Origin of the sequence: Geminisphaera colitermitum TAV2, from assembly GCF_000171235.2 — a bacterium.
Classification (GTDB): Bacteria; Verrucomicrobiota; Verrucomicrobiia; order Opitutales; family Opitutaceae; genus Geminisphaera; species Geminisphaera colitermitum.
In genome coordinates, this window is record NZ_ABEA03000094.1 from 104,140 (window position 1) to 118,887 (window position 14,748).

The window sequence follows — 14,748 nt, forward strand, 5'->3', positions numbered from 1 at the left end:
CCGGACGGAGCACACAACCTCACTCGCGGGCTTCGCAAGCGAAGCCCCTACATCGGACACCACATCTCCCCCCCCCCCCCACACCGCCCTTCATCCGCTCATGAACTACGTCGCGACATTCTTTGCCCTCACGCTCTTTGTATCCAGTTTCTCATGCATTGCGGCGCCAAAACCTGCCGCGCTGTTTTCCGAACACGCCGTTCTCCAGCAAGGCAAACCCGTGCCCGTCTGGGGCACTGCCAATCCGGGTGAGAAAATCCGCGTAAGCTGGCGTGATGTTTCAGCCGAAACCACTACTGCTGACGACGGACGCTGGCGCGTGATATTGCCCGCGCTGCCATCCGGCCAGAGCGCCGATCTCATCATCGCGGGCGACGACAGCACCCTCACCATCCCCGATGTGATTGCGGGCGATGTCTGGCTTTGTTCCGGCCAGAGCAACATGGTCTGGCACGTCAATCAGGCCGAGGGCGGACGCGACGACGCAAAGACAGCCAACTTCCCCGCGCTCCGACATTTTAAGGTGACGCGCGCCAAATCCCCCACACCGCTCACCGAACTCGAAGGCGAGTGGCAAGTTGCCTCACCCAAAACCGTGCGCGGCTGGAGCGCCGTTGCATTTTACTTCGGACGCGCCCTGCATCAGCAACGCGGCGGCACACCCGTTGGCCTCATCAACACCGCTTGGAGCGGCACCGACATCGAAGCCTGGATCAGTAGTGAATCCATCGATACATCACCCGTTGGTCCCGCCGTGCGTGCCCGCTGGCGTGAACTCGCCACCGATTACCCGGCACGCGCGCAGAAACACAAAACCGACTTCGCTGCTTGGGAAAAAGCACGCGCCGAAGCGGAGGCCGCCGGAACGCTCGCCAACTTCAAACAACGCAAACCACGCGCTCCCGTTGGCCCCGGCAGCAGCTCCGAACCCTCGGTGATTTTTAACGGCGAGATTCACCCACTCATCCCCTACGCCCTCGCTGGCATGATCTGGTATCAGGGCGAAAACAACACGCCACGATCGAGTGAATACGCCGCGCTTCAACGCAGCCTGATCCGCGACTGGCGCGCGCGTTGGGAATCGCCTTCGCTGCCCTTCCTCTACGTGCAACTCCCCAACTATGCCGCCTCGCACAAACCGCTTGGCACCGGTTGGGCAGCCTTTCGCGATGAACAAGCCCGCGTCTTGTCCGAACCCGCAACCGGCATGGCCATCACTATCGACGTCGGCGAGTCTGGCACGGTCCATCCTGTCAAAAAACGCGAGGTCGGCGAACGCCTCGCCTTGCTCGCCCGCGCCATTGCCTGCGGTGAAAAAAATGTGCCATCCAGCCCGCGTCTGCTCGACGCCAAGCCTGACGCAAAAAACGCAAGGCTCCGACTGACTTTCGACACCGGCGGTTCACCGCTCGTCTTGCGCGCCGCCCCCGCTGCTGCCGACGCGACAACTCCTCCGGCCTTCCAAATCGCCGGAGCCGACGGCGTTTTTTTCCCGGCCCGCGTCACGCTGGAAGGCGACAACACCATCGTCCTGACGAACCCGTCCGTGACTGCGCCTCTCCATGTTCGTTACGCGTGGATCAACGACCCCGTTGCCACGCTTTTTAATCAAGCCGGTCTGCCCGCCGCGCCCTTCCGCACAGATGGAGAAACAACCCAGTAGGATTGGTGCTTCGACGTTTTCAGCGAGAAGCAGGGAATTTGTTGTGCCGGAAAGTGGCGCGGGATTGCCCGTAGTGCAGGCAAGACCTCCCGCCCTGCGCTACGGGCGCTTCCGTGTGAAATACCTCTTACTTCAGTTGCGGCGTATGCCACATTTTGGTCCAAGCAGGTCAAAGGCTGCTCCATCGAAGGAAGCTCCATAGTCATCCTGTCATTCAAGGGATGCCCATTAGAGCAGTTTCATTTAAACTGTAGCCATTTGATCCCTGGTAGGGAGGCCTTTGTGCCCTCTGCCGAGGGCAGCCCTTTGGGCCATCGCCTTCGGCGATGCCATCTGCGCGCTGCTGCGCTCCGTCCGAGGCCTCCGCCGTGCGTAGTGTGAGGGTGAATACGAAACTCATAGGTGCTTGGAGCGTGGTTTCGGAGGCCTCGGAGATGCCTCCCTACCGTTAAGACAACGGCTACATCTCAATTTTAAATGCTCTAATGTGTAACTTTACGTATAGTAAGCAGTGGGTGGCGAAACCTGAATCAGGTCGTCTTGATGTGTTTTGTGTCGCTCCGTCTGCCCGTCGCAAACGGACGACACATCCCCCCACTGAACGCACATAAATCCGTCCGCATTCTGTAACTGAAAAACCATTACACCCATGAAAACAACATCTCGTCTCATCCGCCATTTCAGCGCTCTTGCCGCGCTTTTGTCGTTCGCCCTGCCCGCTGTGATGCAGGCGCAAATTGGCAACCGTCTTAACGAGGATTTCGACAGCGGAATCTCCGCCAATTGGAAACAAATTGAGAACACCCGCGAAGCCGTCACCAGCAGCAGCACTCCCACGTCTTTATTGGCCGGAACCGGAGGTGCATTGCGTTACCTTACGACTCAACATTCCGCCAAAAACGGGGTGAACTATTCGCAATTAACTGAGTCCACCTACTTGTCCAAGGGCGACTCGCTCACGTTGAATTTCGATTTTCAGGGAACCGAAACCGCTTACAAAAGTAACTCTGGCAATTATTTCACTTTCGGGCTGTTGGGCAGCACGACGTCCACATTTTCCATCGCCGACACCTTTGGGTATGGGATTTCCACGCGTCTGGAAGAAGACAGCCGTTCAGCAACCACTGCGCCGATAGCCCAAGTGATGAATGGCACTGTGCGTGGGACAACCACCTTCACAGCTAATGGGAGTGATTCGGTCGGAACGGCTTTCTCCACCAACGGCACCAATCGCACAGACCATCTGTCCTTCAGCTTTTCCATCACCCGCATGGCGGACGACGGACTCCTGCTTAAGACAGTGTTTACCAACGTGACGGATAATGTGTCATTTGTTCGCACTTACAGCGTCGCGGCGGATGCGCTTCAAAATAAAGATGATGATCCTTACACATTTGATGCGGTTTTCATAGGTTACTATCGGGCAGGTTCAGACAATGGGACGATCTTCGACATCGACAACGTCACCGTCACATACACCTCCGCCATTCCTGAACCGGCTACGGTGGCGCTGTTGCTTGGTTTTGGTGGTTTGCTTGGCGTGTTCGTATGGCGACGCGCACGTCGCTGATCTTTTTGGTTTTTAAAAATGCTCCCATTGTAAGGGGACGGAGAAGACGCGTCAGCGCCTGGGACCGCCGGCATCTTGCCGGCTGACGATGCGCAGCGTCGTTGGGTCGGCATCAAAAGTGGCGCGGGCATCTCGCCCGCTTCGGAACAGAATGCGGGCGGGACGCCCGCGCCACTTTGCCATCAGCAAGATGCCGGCGGTCCCAGGCGCTGACGCGTCTTCTCCGCCCCCCCCCCCCCCACACAGCCATACAGAACGGAATTTTCTCAATCCACTTTCCACAACAAGACCACCTGTCAGCCACGCGAACTAACAGCGATTACCTAAATCACCTAAGCATGTCCCAATCCCTCCCCCCCCCCGCCATTCCTGCCACTTCTGCTCCTCTTGCGGCTTCCGCAGCTTCGGGGCTGGTTCACAAGGTAGAGCCGACGGCACCTGAGGATCGTGTGCCGGTGGGACGTCGCATGGCGTTTGGCATGGGGAATTTTTCGGACCACATCGGCACCGATTCCCTCATCAGCAACGCCAACCCGATCTTCAATATCGCGCTCCATCTTGACCCGCGTTTGCTCGGATTGGGCATCGGGATTTGCCGGCTTTGGGATGCGATCACCGATCCGATTGTCGGCGTCATTTCGGACAACGCACGCACGCGTTGGGGGCGCCGACGTCCGTTCATGCTGGCGGGCGCGATTGGTGCGGGACTCGTTTTCCCCTTGGTCTGGCTCGTTCCCCAAGGCATCGGGAGCATGGGTCTGTTTATTTGGTTCACGCTCGGGGCGATGCTGTTTTTCACCTGCCAGACTTTTTTCACGATCCCGTGGACCGCGCTCGGATTCGAACTGACGCCCGATTACAACGAGCGCACCCGCATCATGGAGTGGCGCGCCTACCTCGGCACCGCCGTCAGCCTTGTAGTGCCGTGGACTTACGCGTTCACACAAATGCCTGTCTGGGGCGGCAACACGATCGTCGGCGCACGCTGGATGGGGGTGTGCGTGGGGGTCTTGATTATCGTCAGCGGGCTCGTCCCAATCCTGTTCCTGCGCGAACGCAATTTCGGCAAAGCCAGGGAACAGGAAAAAACCGGGCTCTTCAAAGGCATCGGCATGACACTGCGCAACAAGCCGTTCATGATGATGGTGGCGATCACTCTGTTCACCGTCGTGGGGTCGCGCACGGTGCAGTACCTCGGATTTTACATCGGCCTGTATTATTTGTTCGATGGCGACACGGCGAAGCAGGGGATTTACAATGGGATTTTTGGCAACGCCACACTGGTGGTCGGCGTCGTGTCGGTGTTCTTGCTCAACCGGCTTTCACAACGTATCGGAAAACGGAAATCCCTCGCGCTTTGTCTGGTGCTTTTGATTGTGAGTTCGTTTGCGAAGTGGGCGCTTTATGATCCGGCAAATCCTTACCTGAGTCTTGGCGTGCTGGTGTTCACGGTGCCGGCGGGGATGGGTTTCTGGCTGCTGATCACGTCGATCAAGGCCGATATTTGTGATGACGACGAGTTGCGCACGGGGCTGCGTCGCGAGGGTTCGATCGCGTCGATTTCGGCGTGGATTTCCAAGCTCTCAACGTCGGCGACTGCTGTTTTGGCGGGTGTGATTCTTACGGCCACCGGCTACATTTCCGCCGCCGGCCCGGAGCAGGCGGCGGGGGTTATCGACAAGATGCGTTATTGTTTTTATTTCATCCCGTCGGTCACGGCGATTCCGGCGCTGGTGTTGTTGTATTTTTTCCCAATTACCGAGGCGCGGGCGCGCGAGACACGGCGTTTGCTCGAGGAGCGTCGTGGTAAATCCTGACGTCGTCTGGCCGGGTGGTTTCTGAACATGGCTCGACGCGCAGCGGGCGTGGTGCCATGAGATGCGGGTGTTGTGAGTTGTCCGTTGTATTTTCCCATTCAGTCGATCCGCCTGCATTCGCATCGGTTTCAGGCGGGGTATTCGTTTCGCGCACACACGCAGGCGTTTCACCAGTTTTATTGCGTGCTGGAGGGCGTCGTTGCGCAACGGGTGGAGGGCACGGTGCACCGGTTGCGCGCGGGCGAGGGTGTGTGGATTGCGCCGGGGCTGGAACGGGAGCCGCGCGCGGAGAGTCGGTCGGGGGAATATATGGTGGTGGATTTCACGCCGCCGTGGGCAGAGTTGGGCGCGGGGAGCGGGATGGTTTGCAAATTGGATCACGAGGCGCTGGCGGATGCGCGGGCGCTGGCGGCGTTTCGTGGGGTGGTGACGGCGAATTTGCGGGTGGCGGTTTTGTTTCACCATTTGTGTCTGCGGGTGCTGCCGGGGAAGTGGTTTGACCGGCTGCCCGCGGGCAATGGCGCGAAGGAGCCGGGAAAGGCTCGGGCGGTGGCGGAGGATCTGGCGCGTGTCGAGCGTATCGAACAAATGATGACAGCCAACACGGGCAATGCGTTGCGGCTGGAGGAATTGGCGTCGTTGTCAGGGATGTCGCGGTCGGCGTTGGGGCGGTTGTTTTTGGCGTATCGCAGGGAGTCGCCGTGCGCGCGGTTTCGGACGATCCGCCTGGAGCGGGCGAAGCAATTGCTGGAGGATGGAGGGCGGTCGGTCACGGAGGTGGCGATGGAAACGGGTTTCGCCACGTCGCAACATTTCGCAGGGGCGTTTCGCAAAAAATTCGGGCGCAGTCCGTCTGAGGTTTTTTGTCAGGAGGGCGGGTCTCCTGACCTGCGCGACGACGCGTAGTGTTACGGATGGGCGCGGCTGCGCCGCGTCTGGCGGGTCGGGAGACCCGCCCTCCTTATACGACCGGAGGTTTGGAGGTGGTCTTGGTGGTAACCGTTTTCCGTGATGGTTCCGGCGGGGGGGGGGGAGGCCGGACGGGTGTCTTCTTTTTCGTCGTCATCGTCGTCGTCCTCTTCGGCGGCGGTGGCTTTTTCTTCGTCCTCGGTTTTTGGATACGCGATGCGGCCGTGCAGCATGTTGAGGAGGGTGTGGGCGAAGCTTTCCTTGATCTCGGCGAGTTCGGCAAGGGTCAGGGGGGCTTCGTCGAGCTGGCCGTCAGCCACGCGGTCGTTGACGACTTGTTCGATGAGTTCTCCGAGGTGTTGCGGGGTGACGCGGCGCAGGGAGCGCGAGGCGGCTTCGACGCCGTCGGCAAGGTGTATGATGGCGCTTTCCTTGAAGCGGGGGGGGGGGCCGTCGTAGCGATAGGTGGTCTCGGACACGGGGGCGGGTTGCAGGCCGGCGGGGGTGGCGGGGTTGCTGCCGCCGGGGGGGCGGGGGAAGGGTTGGGGCGTGGCGCCGCGCGGCGCGACAAAGGGGGCGGTGGCGCCGGCGCCGCTGCGCAGGGCGAAGGGGGGTTGCGTGGCGTTGGTGACGGCGCGGTGAAAAAAGTAGCGGATGAGGGTGGTGCCGTGGTGCTGTTGGATGACGTCGATGACGGCTCGGGGGAGTTTGCTTTTTACGGCGAGGTCCACGCCGTCCTTGACGTGGCTTTTGATGATGAGGGCGGAGAGGGAGGGGTTGTTGTCGTCGTGCGGGTTCACGCCGTCGATCTGGTTTTCCATGAAGTACTCGGGTTTGTTGGTTTTGCCGATGTCGTGGAAGAGGGCGCAGACGCGGGCGAGGAGGGGGTTGGCACCGATGGCGGAGGCGGCGTTTTCGGAGAGTTGGGCGACGACGAGGGAGTGGTGGTAGGTGCCGGGGGCCTCCATTTGCATGGTGCGCAGGAGGGGGTGGTTGTAGTCGGTGAGTTCGAGGAGGGTGATGTCGGTGGTGCGTTTGAAGAGGGCTTCGAGGATGGGTAGCAGGCCGGCGACAATGACGCCGCTGAGGATGCCGGTGCCGAGGGCGGCGATCATCTGGCGGACAATGGTGAACCAGTCGAGGCGGTCGAAGTAGCCGAGGAGGGCAACGGCAACGGCGGTGACGAGTCCGGCGTAGGTGGCGGCGCGGACGACGTTGCTGCGTTTGCGGGTGTTTTGCGCGCAGAAGATGGCCACCATGGAGGAGGCGACGGCAAGGACGAGGAGATCGACGCGGTTGCCGTAAATGACGCTGGTGAAGATGGCGATGAGCAGGGCCATGAAGATGCCGGAGCCGGCGTCGATCATGATGGCGACGATGAGGGGGGCGATGATGACGGGGGCAACGTAGGGGAGGGCGGAGGCGGCGGAGGTGTTGGCGAGGAAGACGGGGAGGCTGCCGAGCGAGTAGGTGGCGCGGACGAGGGCGAGGTTGACCACGACGACGAGGGCAAGGAGGGCGAGGCGGCCGTTGCTGCGCAGGGTTTCGGGGTCTTCGATGCGGATGTAAAGGATGCTGGCGATGGTCATGGCCAGGACGAGGAGGAGGCGGCTGGCAATGGTGAGGTTTTCGTCGCTGGAGAGGGAGCCGCTTTGGAGGAGGTGCTGGCGGTAGGCGGCGAGCATTTCGTATTGCTCGGGGGTGACGCGGGTGTCGGGTTCGATGATGGTGGCGCCGCGTTCGACGGTGATTTGCACGGGCTGGAGGGTGGCCAGGGTGCGCAGGCGGCTTTGTTCGGTGGCGTCTTCGTCGTAGATGAGGTTGGGCGAGAGGCCGCCGCGGAGGACGCGGAAGAGGGCAAGGGCGAGGGGGCGGTCGGTGATCTCGGCGGAGAGGTTGATGCGGAGGTAGGTGAGGGCTTCTTCGTGGGATTCGACGGGGTTGGAGATGACTTCGCCGTCGGCGCGCAGGACTTGGAAGAGGGCAATGGAGCCGGGGGCGACGTGGAGTTGGGCGTGCTGCGCGTCGGTGTAGATGCCGGCGTGGCAGATGGCACGGAGGGTGGCGAGGCCGATGTCGAAGAGTTCGTCGAGGGCGGGTTTGCCGTTGGCGGCGGTCTTGCCGTTGGTGGAGTTGAGGAGGGTGGAGGCGTCGGCGGCACTGACGCGCTGGGTGCTGAGGGAGTTGAAGTCGGAGACGGCTTTTTCGAGCGCGGCAGGGGGGGGGGGGGGAGGTTGCTGATGCGTTTGAGTTCGGCGCGGAGGGTGGCGAGGTGTTGTTCGAATTGTTCGAGGGGGGCTGTGTCGATGCGGTAGATGGGGGCGACGCGGTTGCTGATTTGTTCGCGGAGGCGTTGGGTGCGTTCGGCGCTGGTGTAGGTGAAGGTTTCGCTGGCGGCGATGCGGGTGGAGGCGATCTGGTTGGGGAGGACGGGCAGGGTGTGACTGGTGATGCCGACGAAGCTGATGAGGACGATGGCGGCGACGGTGAGGGCAAAGATGATGACGCCTACGATGCGGCTGGATTCGAGGAAGCTGGCGAAACTGGATTTCTCGGCGGATTTGCGCCGTCGTGGCGCGGGTGATCCGAGAAAGAGGCGGCGGAAGAGGTTGCGGAGGAAGATCATGATGAAAGAGCTGAAATGCTGAAAACTGAAACGCTGAAGTGTGGGATGCGGAATGGGTTGCAGGTTTCGACGGTGGTTCAGTTTTTGGCGTCGTCGGAGTCGTTGGCGTCGGCAGAGATGGGGTTTTTGAAGCGTTCGTAGGCGTCGATGATTTGGTGGACGAGGGGGTGCCGGACGACGTCGGCGCCGCTGAAGTGGTGGAACGCGATGTCGGGCACGTCGCGCAGGATGCGTTCGACTTCGATGAGGCCGGACTGGCGCGCGCGGGGGAGGTCGATCTGGGTGATGTCGCCGGTGACGACCATGCGGGAGTCTTCGCCGAGGCGGGTGAGGAACATCATCATCTGCTCGGAGGTGGTGTTTTGCGCTTCGTCGAGGATGATGAAGCTGTGCGGGAGGGTGCGTCCGCGCATGTAGGCGAGGGGGGCGATTTCGATGACGTCTTTTTCGGTGAGCTTGGCGACTTCGGTGGCGTCAAGCATGTCGTGCATGGCGTCGTAAAGGGGGCGGAGGTAGGGGAGGATTTTTTCGCGGAGGTCGCCGGGGAGGAAGCCGAGGGCTTCGCCGGCTTCGACGGCGGGGCGGGTGAGGACGATGCGTTCGACCTCGCCTTTGAGGAGCGCGGAGACGGCGGCGGCCATGGCGAGGTAGGTTTTGCCGGTGCCGGCGGGGCCGATGCCAAAGGTGAGGGGTTTTTGAAGGATGGACTGGAGGTAGAGTTTTTGGCCGAGGGTTTTGGGAACGATGCTTTTGCGGTGCGTGGGGATGACGAGGGGTTTGCCGAAGAGTTCGCGCAGGGGGGCGCCGTCGTCACGCGCCATGAGTTCGACGAAACGGGCAAAGTCGGGGGTGCGCACATGGAGGCCTTGGGTGCGGGCTTGGTTGAGGAAGTCGAAGAGTTGTTCAACGCGCGCGATGCGTGCGGCGGCATCGGTGGTGGCACGGGTGTCGTTGGCGGGGGCGTCGGGGGTCTCGATGCGCAGCCAGTCTTCGCGGGTGACGAGGGTAACGCCGAGGGCGCGTTCGGCGAGCGCGAGGTTGTCGGGGCGTCCCGCGTAGAGTTGGGAGAGGTGGCGGGGGTTGGGAAAATGGAGCGTGGTAGAGGGCACGAGTGGAAAATTAGGAGTTAGGAATTAGGAATTAGAAATTAGGAATGGGCGGTTGCGTCGTCGGTTTGGGAGTCGGGATATCCGGGCTTATTCGTGTGCATGGGCTCGTTTTTCTAATTTTTAATTTCTAATTCCTAATTTTTCCGGTGAGTCGTTCCCAGGTTTGTTCGAGGGCTTGTGGGAGGATGCGGGTTTGGCCGAGGACGGGCATGAAGTTGTTGTCGCCGTTCCAGCGGGGGACGATGTGGCCGTGTAGGTGGTCGATGCTGCCGCCGGAGGCGCGTCCGAGGTTGAAGCCGATGTTGAAGGCGTCGGGTTTCATCACGGTGCGCAGGAGGCGTTTGCCGTGGGTGATGATGGCGAACAGGTCGGCGCGTTCGTCGTCGGTGAGGTCTTCGATGTCGGCCACTTCGCGGAAGGGGATGGCGAGGAGATGCCCGGGATTGTAGGGGAAGCGGTTGAGCATCAAGTAGGAAAGCGGCGAACGATGCACGATGAGGGCGGCGCGGTCATCACCGAGGGCAGGCAACTCGGTGAAGGGGCGTTGAAACGCCGGTGTGCGCGGCGCTTCGATGTAATCCATGCGCCAGTAAGGATGGAGCTGCTGCATAATTGGAACCGGTCGAGGGAAACGGCCGACAGGGGGCTTGTCAAAGCCTGCGGTCAGGGGGGGGCAGTGCTTTTATCTCTTGCGATGGATGGCTATTCCTAGGGGTTGTCGCCATGAGATGGCGGCCGTTCATCGTCTTAACGGTAGGGAGGCCTTTGTGCCCTCTGTCGAGGGCAGCCCTTCGGCGGCCATCGCCTTCGGTGAAGGCCATCTCCGCGCTGCTGCGCTCCGTCCGAGGCCTCCGAAACCACGCTCCAAACACCTATGAATTTCGCATTTTCACACTACGCACGGCGGAGGCCTCGGAGAGGCCTCCCTACCAGGTATCAAATAGCTACAGCTTACATGAAACTGCTCAGCCTAACAGTGCTTTTCAGCAGGGCTAGGCAGAGGCCAGGGGGGGGGGGACGCTTACCAGCCTACGGCGGATTTGTGGCCTTGTTTGGTGATCTGTTTTTCACCTTCCCATACACCGAGGCCGTTTTGCACGGTGGTGAGCGTGAGTTGGAAGGAATAGGTCACTTGGTTCACTTTGCCGGCCTTGGCGGTGTCTTGGATGATTTTGCCGGTGAGCGTATAGTAGGGCATCGCGGTGCCTTGCTTGGGGCCGAGTTCGGCGGCGAGCGGGTCTTCTGAACCTCCGTAGGCAATGGTCGTGGTCGTGAGGACTTTGCCGGATTGGTAGAGGGCGACGCGGATTTTCTTGGTCAGTGAATCCATGTCGAAGTTGTCCTGCGTGTTGTTGACGATGCGCGAGACGGCCATGACGGCGGGTTTGCTCGGCGCGCGTTCGAGAACGCCGGAGGCAAGCAGGTCGGCAACGAGGTCGTCGGCGGCGGCGTTGAAGTCCTGGATGTTGATCTGGTTGAGCGAGACGATGGTGTTGGGTCCCTTGGAATCAACGTAGGCGGCGTCGCGCGAGGAGCATCCGGCGGCGAGGAGCAGCATGGCGAGTCCGGCGGCGAGGAGGGTGGTGTGGCGGTGTGTTTTCATGGTGCGGTGAGCAGTGAACAGTGAGCAGTGAAACAGTGAAACAGTGAACAGTGAGTGGCGAGTCGTGGGAATGCGGCGCGGCAGGTCAGTCGGTGGCTTCGAGTTTGACGCGGAAGTCCACGGCGCGGGGCGAGGTGGCGACGGCGGAGATGGCGCTGGTTTCGCGGCCACGCAGATGGATGACGCGCCAGCCGCCAGTGGAGTCGAGTTGCATGCCGTTGGCGGCGATCCAGTCAAATTTGTAACGGAAGGTGCGCGGGTCGTTTTTGCGGTTTTCCAAGGTGACTTGCACTTGGAGGAGGTCGCCGCTGACGGTGGCCTGATTGACGGATACGATGGCAAGGGCGCGGGCAAGGGAACTGTCGGTGATGATGCGCTGGTCGGTGACGGTGTCGGGCCGGGCTTGCGGGTCGGCGCGTTGCACGGTGTTGACGCTGTTGGAGCAGCCGGGAGCAAAGAAGGCGGCGACAAAGGCCACCGTGGAGGAGGCAAGGAGCGGGATTAGTTTTTTCATGGTGTTGGAGTGAATCGCGGGCGGGCTGTGAGGTTGGAAGACAGTTAACCACAGAGACACAGAGGCTCGGAGGAGCAAGCCGGAGAAATATTTGGTGGGTGATTGTGTATGTGTGTGTGGGGGGGGGGGGGGGGGGGGAAGGGGAGGACTTCGTGGTTTGTCTTCTGTGCCTTTGTGTCTCTGTGGTTAATTTTTGAGCGGAAATTCGGAAATAAGCGGGGCGGTGCCGGGGGCGATGCTTTTTACGTAAACGATGTTCACGTCGCCGGGGCTGAGGGGCACGCGGTTGAGGCGGTTGCCGACCGTGATGCCGAGGACGCGGTCGGTGGGGGTGGGGATGCGCGCGTAGTGGAATTCTTTGGGGAGGGTGCGCCAGGTGCGGGTGTCGGCGATGTTGATGGCAGCCTGGGTGATGAAGCTGAAGAGTTGGGTGACGATCTGGCCGGTGTCGCCAAAGTTGTCGCGCGCCTGTTTCTGGACGACGGCGTCGAGGGTGGCGCGGGTGGCGGTGGCGACGAGGGTTTTGGTGACGATGGTGGGCCAGTCGTTTTTGAAGTCGCGGGCCACGACGGCGTCCATGTTGCACACGAGGGCGGTTTGCGCGGGGGCGCGGCCGTCGCCGTAGGCGATGCTGATGGCGGGGGTGAAGGCGGGGTTGTAACGGAGGGTGGGGAAGGCGGCGCCGACGTAGGAGATGGAGCTGGTGACAATAAAGATGGGGATGTCGATGCGCACCTGATCGCGCGAGGGAGCGGAGCCGGTTTCGTAAAGGATGTAGGTGACGCCGTGCGGGCGGCGGCCGGCGGTGGCGTCGTCGAGGTCTTGTTTGAGGTAGGGGTTGAGCGGGGCCATGGAGGCGGCGCGTTCGAGGGATTTGCGAGCGCGCTCGGCGTCGGAGGAGTCGGCTCCGAGGTTCAGAAAATAGAGGCCGTCGAGGAGGACGGAGAAGGGGTTGACGTAGTCGGCGTAGGGTTGGAGTTGGAGGACGGTGTCGGCGGAGGATTCGATGCGGCTGAGGTTGGCGGCAGTGCGCGGGTCGGAGGTGGCGCGATCGACGTCGTAGGCAGCTCCGGTGCGGCCTTTTTCGTCGGTGGCGCGGCCTTGTCTGGCGGCAAGGGCGGAGGCTTGCGCTTCTTCGATGTGGCGGGCGTTTTCATCGACGGCGTCGCGCTGGCGCTGGAGGGCGCGGTTGAGTTCGACGCGGGCGTTGTCGCGGTTGCCGAGTTGGAGGTGGTTGAGCGCCTTGTAGGTGTTGAGCATCACCTTGTCGTAGGAGCGTCCTCGGTAGGGGGTGTTGGCTTGGTTGGTGAGGAGGGCGCCGACTTCGGAGCCGACTTTGATCCGGGCGGCGGCTTCGTAGGCGTTGACGCGTTGTTCGGCGGCGTCGAGGGCGGCGTTGGATTGGACAAGATAATCGCGCGCGGAGGGGGGGGGGGGGACTGAGGAGGTGCCGCCGGCGCCGGGCGTGGAGATGTCGAGGGCGGCGGCGCGGAGGATGGCGCCTTGTTCGAGTTGGTAGAGGAGGGTGTCCTTGTTGTCGCGGTTGGCCTCGGCGTCGGCCTTGGCGGTGGAGACGGCGGCGGCGAGGTTGCCGGTGCGCCAGGCGGCGTCGCGCGAGGAGGTTTTTTCCGTGTAGGTGGCGCAACCGCCGCCGAGGAAGAGAAGGACGGCGGCGGCCAGCGGGGGGAGGACTAGGGCGGGTGTGCGTGCGTTGCGGGCCACAGTAATGGGAAAGGGGAGACATTGGATAAAACCAGCGAGGCGCGCAACGTCCATGATTGCATGATGCATAAAACAACTCCACACGTTCCCAACCATCCGCACACAACCCACGCATCCGCGTTCCCGCCATGGACAAACTCGAAGAAATCTTCCGCATGCAACACGCGCTCAATTCGCGCATCGGCGTTAATCTCCCGCCCGTCTCCGACGAGGAAAAGGCGAAGTGGATTCTCAACTACACGCGTGCGCTTCAGCAGGAGACTGCCGAGTTGATCGACAGCGTGCCGTGGAAATGGTGGGCCAAATACCAGAAATTCGACGAGCAAAACGCCCGCGTCGAGGTCGTGGATTTGTTTCACTTTCTGGTCTCGCTCGCGCAAACGCTCGGTATGACGGCGGACGATGTTTATCAGGCCTACGTCAAGAAGAACCAGGTCAACCATCAGCGTCAGGAAACCGGTTACGCGCAAAAAGACGCCGCCGATTCGAAGCACATCTGAGGATTCTCGATTCTCGTTTTCTGATATTCGATCGCGTATCGACAATCTCCACACCTCGCACATGTCCCCCTACGACCATGCCCGTCAGTTGATCGACCAGGCGCACGACGCCGACCCGACCCGATTGCCCGATGGCCGTGCCGCCGAACGTGTTTACGCCGACCGCGTGGAGGCTTGGGTGGTGAAACTCGTGCCCGACGCCAGTCCCGTGCTGCGCCTTGCCGCCCGCTGCCAGCATCTCGAACGCTGGAGCGTGCCTCGCTCGTCCTATCCGATGGACAAGCCCGGTTATCTGGCATGGCGGCGTTTTCTCTATCAAAAGCAGGCGGATCGCGCCCGCGAGTTGCTCCTCGCCGCCGGCGTGCCCGCCGCCGAGGCCGACGAGGTGCGCACCTGGGTTTCCAAGACCGGGCTCAAAACAAATCCCGGCACCCAGGCGCTGGAAGATGCGGCGGTGCTGGTGTTTTTGGAAAACGAGATCGGTGCCTTTGCCGCGCAGCATGCCGATTACACGCGGGAAAAATTCGTGGACATCCTGCGCAAGACTTGGCGCAAGCTCAGCCCCGCCGCGCAGCAGGCCGCGCTCGCCCTCGATCTTCCGCCCGCCATCGCCGGCTTGGTCGGCGAAGCATTGGGGTGATGGAGCGACGGTACGGTATTCAGTCCCTCCCTCCCCCCCCCCCCCCCCCCGCGCGTGCCCGCCATGATTCGGTTT

At 61.6% G+C, this 14,748-nt stretch carries 12 protein-coding genes and 1 pseudogene; 6 read left to right on the top strand and 7 right to left on the bottom strand.

Annotated elements, in window-relative coordinates; all coding sequences use genetic code 11:
• Positions 1-100 precede the first annotated feature (100 nt).
• The 4 genes from OBACDRAFT_RS10535 (at position 101) to OBACDRAFT_RS10550 (ending at position 5,956) form a co-directional block, all read left to right on the top strand.
• Positions 101-1,663 (top strand): sialate O-acetylesterase, encoded by a 1,563-nt coding sequence (locus OBACDRAFT_RS10535; protein WP_043585381.1) that lies wholly within the window; start codon positions 101-103, stop codon positions 1,661-1,663.
• 649 nt (positions 1,664-2,312) lie between these two features.
• Complete coding sequence (locus OBACDRAFT_RS10540) at positions 2,313-3,233, top strand: PEP-CTERM sorting domain-containing protein (protein WP_043585385.1); 921 nt, start codon at positions 2,313-2,315, stop codon at positions 3,231-3,233.
• A 338-nt stretch (positions 3,234-3,571) separates the two neighbouring features.
• Positions 3,572-5,050 (top strand): MFS transporter, encoded by a 1,479-nt coding sequence (locus OBACDRAFT_RS10545; RefSeq protein ID WP_232766989.1) that lies wholly within the window; start codon positions 3,572-3,574, stop codon positions 5,048-5,050.
• An 84-nt stretch (positions 5,051-5,134) separates the two neighbouring features.
• Positions 5,135-5,956 carry a helix-turn-helix transcriptional regulator gene (locus OBACDRAFT_RS10550; protein ID WP_232766991.1) on the top strand — a complete coding sequence of 274 codons (822 nt, stop codon included), beginning with the start codon at positions 5,135-5,137 and terminating at the stop codon, positions 5,954-5,956.
• 2 nt (positions 5,957-5,958) lie between these two features.
• On the opposite strand, the gene OBACDRAFT_RS29650 is transcribed toward OBACDRAFT_RS10550, so the two are convergent.
• The 7 genes and pseudogenes from OBACDRAFT_RS29650 to OBACDRAFT_RS10590 form a co-directional block, all read right to left on the bottom strand.
• Positions 5,959-8,244 (bottom strand): HD family phosphohydrolase, encoded by a 2,286-nt coding sequence (locus OBACDRAFT_RS29650; RefSeq protein WP_425601737.1) that lies wholly within the window; start codon positions 8,242-8,244, stop codon positions 5,959-5,961.
• Positions 8,205-8,585, bottom strand: a pseudogene (locus OBACDRAFT_RS31240) (HD family phosphohydrolase); the annotation flags it as partial. The gene OBACDRAFT_RS29650 and the pseudogene OBACDRAFT_RS31240, both read right to left, overlap by 40 nt.
• Positions 8,586-8,662: 77 nt before the next feature.
• A complete protein-coding gene (locus OBACDRAFT_RS10570; RefSeq protein ID WP_043585392.1) occupies positions 8,663-9,694 on the bottom strand; it encodes a PhoH family protein in 1,032 nt (343 codons plus the stop codon).
• Between the two features lie 127 nt (positions 9,695-9,821).
• The gene (locus tag OBACDRAFT_RS10575; RefSeq protein ID WP_043585394.1) at positions 9,822-10,304 is read right to left on the bottom strand and encodes an HIT family protein; all 483 of its coding nucleotides are present in this window, start codon (positions 10,302-10,304) and stop codon (positions 9,822-9,824) included.
• Between the two features lie 411 nt (positions 10,305-10,715).
• On the bottom strand, positions 10,716-11,297 hold the full coding sequence (locus OBACDRAFT_RS10580) for a penicillin-binding protein activator LpoB (RefSeq protein ID WP_043585396.1): 582 nt from the start codon (positions 11,295-11,297) through the stop codon (positions 10,716-10,718).
• 85 nt (positions 11,298-11,382) lie between these two features.
• Positions 11,383-11,811 (bottom strand): YcfL family putative periplasmic lipoprotein, encoded by a 429-nt coding sequence (locus OBACDRAFT_RS10585; RefSeq protein WP_043585398.1) that lies wholly within the window; start codon positions 11,809-11,811, stop codon positions 11,383-11,385.
• A gap of 186 nt (positions 11,812-11,997) precedes the next feature.
• A complete protein-coding gene (locus tag OBACDRAFT_RS10590) occupies positions 11,998-13,533 on the bottom strand; it encodes a COG3014 family protein (protein ID WP_232766993.1) in 1,536 nt (511 codons plus the stop codon).
• A gap of 128 nt (positions 13,534-13,661) precedes the next feature.
• Between OBACDRAFT_RS10590 and OBACDRAFT_RS10595 the strand changes: the two genes are divergently transcribed.
• Positions 13,662-14,033, top strand: a complete 372-nt coding sequence (locus tag OBACDRAFT_RS10595) for a dUTPase (RefSeq protein WP_043585399.1) — start codon at positions 13,662-13,664, stop codon at positions 14,031-14,033.
• 61 nt (positions 14,034-14,094) lie between these two features.
• Positions 14,095-14,673, top strand: a complete 579-nt coding sequence (locus OBACDRAFT_RS10600) for a DUF4202 domain-containing protein (RefSeq protein ID WP_043585400.1) — start codon at positions 14,095-14,097, stop codon at positions 14,671-14,673.
• Positions 14,674-14,748: the final 75 nt, after the last annotated feature.